Below are 1,253 nucleotides of genomic sequence, written 5' to 3'. Positions count from 1 at the left end.
TTTTTGTCAATCAAAAAGTCCCCGGCATGGGAGTGATCAGGGGGAAAATTCAGGGACTTTTTCCCTGAAAATTAGGTAATTGGCCACCTCAAAACCGGTAAAACCCCACACCCCACCTGCCCCCAGGAAAAACTTTTTCAGCAGACCCTAAATAACTGAATAATACCATCTTCAATTAAGGTTTGACCTGCTTCTTCTTCAAATACTGTTTTGCAGGTGTTTTCGCTAACAGCCAAAAATAGTTTATATTCGGGATAATAACGCCTTAAAAGATGGTTATAAACGACAAATTGACCAACTGCTTCTTCAAGGTCTTTCATGTCAGAGGGACGAGTAAAGCTCTTAATTTCAACGGCTATTTTTTCTGTTCCTTTTTCTGCGGCTAATAGTCTTTCTGCTCCCAAATCAACAAACAGGTTTTTACCTCTTACTAAACGAATCCGTAGGGGGTCATGGGTAATTGTCCAGCCGTCTTTGATTAGGGCGTGTTTTACACAATCATGGAAAATATCTTTGGCCGGCATTTTCATGCTGTTCTATATAAACTCTATGTGATTATACATTTCTTCCGGTTCAAGAATTTCCCAGATTAAGAGTAGTCCTCGAATTATTTGACCAATAGATTTACTTTGTTGGGGACAGTAAGCAATTCCTGCATGAGTTATAGATGATTGATTGATTCTTAAAAAATCAGTATCTTGAGTAAAAATCACGCGACCATTGGCTAAGGCAAATTGCAATTGTATTTCATCGGATACCCCCAATAAATTTTCTTCTGGAGTGGTAGTAACATCAAGGCCTCGCTGGCGCAATCCAAGAGCAATGTTATAGCTTACATTTTCATCAAGGTGAAATTTAATTTTATTGCCCATTCATTTTTTTAGTTTTTCTTGGACTAGAGAAGGTGTTTTAGCTTGCATTTCCTTGGCAAAGGTATCATCATCTGTGATTTGTTGTCTAATTTCTTCAAGGTGATCGTGATAGTAAGAAAGGGCCGCGTAAACATCAGCTAAAGTAATGCTGGGATAATGATAAACAATTTCATCGGGTGACATTCCCAGGCGTTCGTGCCAAATGACGACATCTTGGACTTTGATGCGATGACCTGCGATGCGCGGTTTACCGCCACAAGTTTCTGGGGTAATTTCAATGTGATTGATTAAAGTTGTTGTCATTGATAATAACGAATTTGTCCGATTATAGGGTCACAAGGAATCTGCGCCCAAATGTCATATATATTATATCACGTCAAG

3 protein-coding genes are annotated in these 1,253 nt (G+C 38.9%); all 3 read right to left on the bottom strand.

Going from position 1 to position 1,253, the window contains the following annotated elements; all coding sequences use genetic code 11:
* Positions 1–137: 137 nt before the first annotated feature.
* From PX636_RS02140 to PX636_RS02130, 3 genes are read right to left on the bottom strand one after another with little or no spacing between them, the layout of a single operon-like run.
* A complete protein-coding gene (locus tag PX636_RS02140) occupies positions 138–524 on the bottom strand; it encodes a XisH family protein (protein WP_288116083.1) in 387 nt (128 codons plus the stop codon).
* Between the two features lie 12 nt (positions 525–536).
* Positions 537–872: a DUF5615 family PIN-like protein gene (locus tag PX636_RS02135; protein ID WP_002795643.1), complete on the bottom strand. Its 336-nt coding sequence runs from the start codon at positions 870–872 to the stop codon at positions 537–539.
* A complete protein-coding gene (locus PX636_RS02130; protein ID WP_002795644.1) occupies positions 873–1,175 on the bottom strand; it encodes a DUF433 domain-containing protein in 303 nt (100 codons plus the stop codon).
* Positions 1,176–1,253: the final 78 nt, after the last annotated feature.

This window comes from Microcystis sp. M53598_WE2, assembly GCF_030067735.1.
Taxonomy (GTDB): domain Bacteria; phylum Cyanobacteriota; class Cyanobacteriia; order Cyanobacteriales; family Microcystaceae; genus Microcystis; species Microcystis aeruginosa.
The sequence above is the reverse complement of the archived record's forward strand: the minus strand, read 5'-3'. Positions and strand labels throughout refer to the sequence as shown.

Coding starts and splice junctions, on each gene's coding strand:
- PX636_RS02130 (WP_002795644.1), bottom strand. CDS start 1,175: ATGACAACAACTTTAATCAATCACATTGAAATTACCCCAGAAACTTGT.
- PX636_RS02135 (WP_002795643.1), bottom strand. CDS start 872: ATGGGCAATAAAATTAAATTTCACCTTGATGAAAATGTAAGCTATAAC.
- PX636_RS02140 (WP_288116083.1), bottom strand. CDS start 524: ATGCCGGCCAAAGATATTTTCCATGATTGTGTAAAACACGCCCTAATC.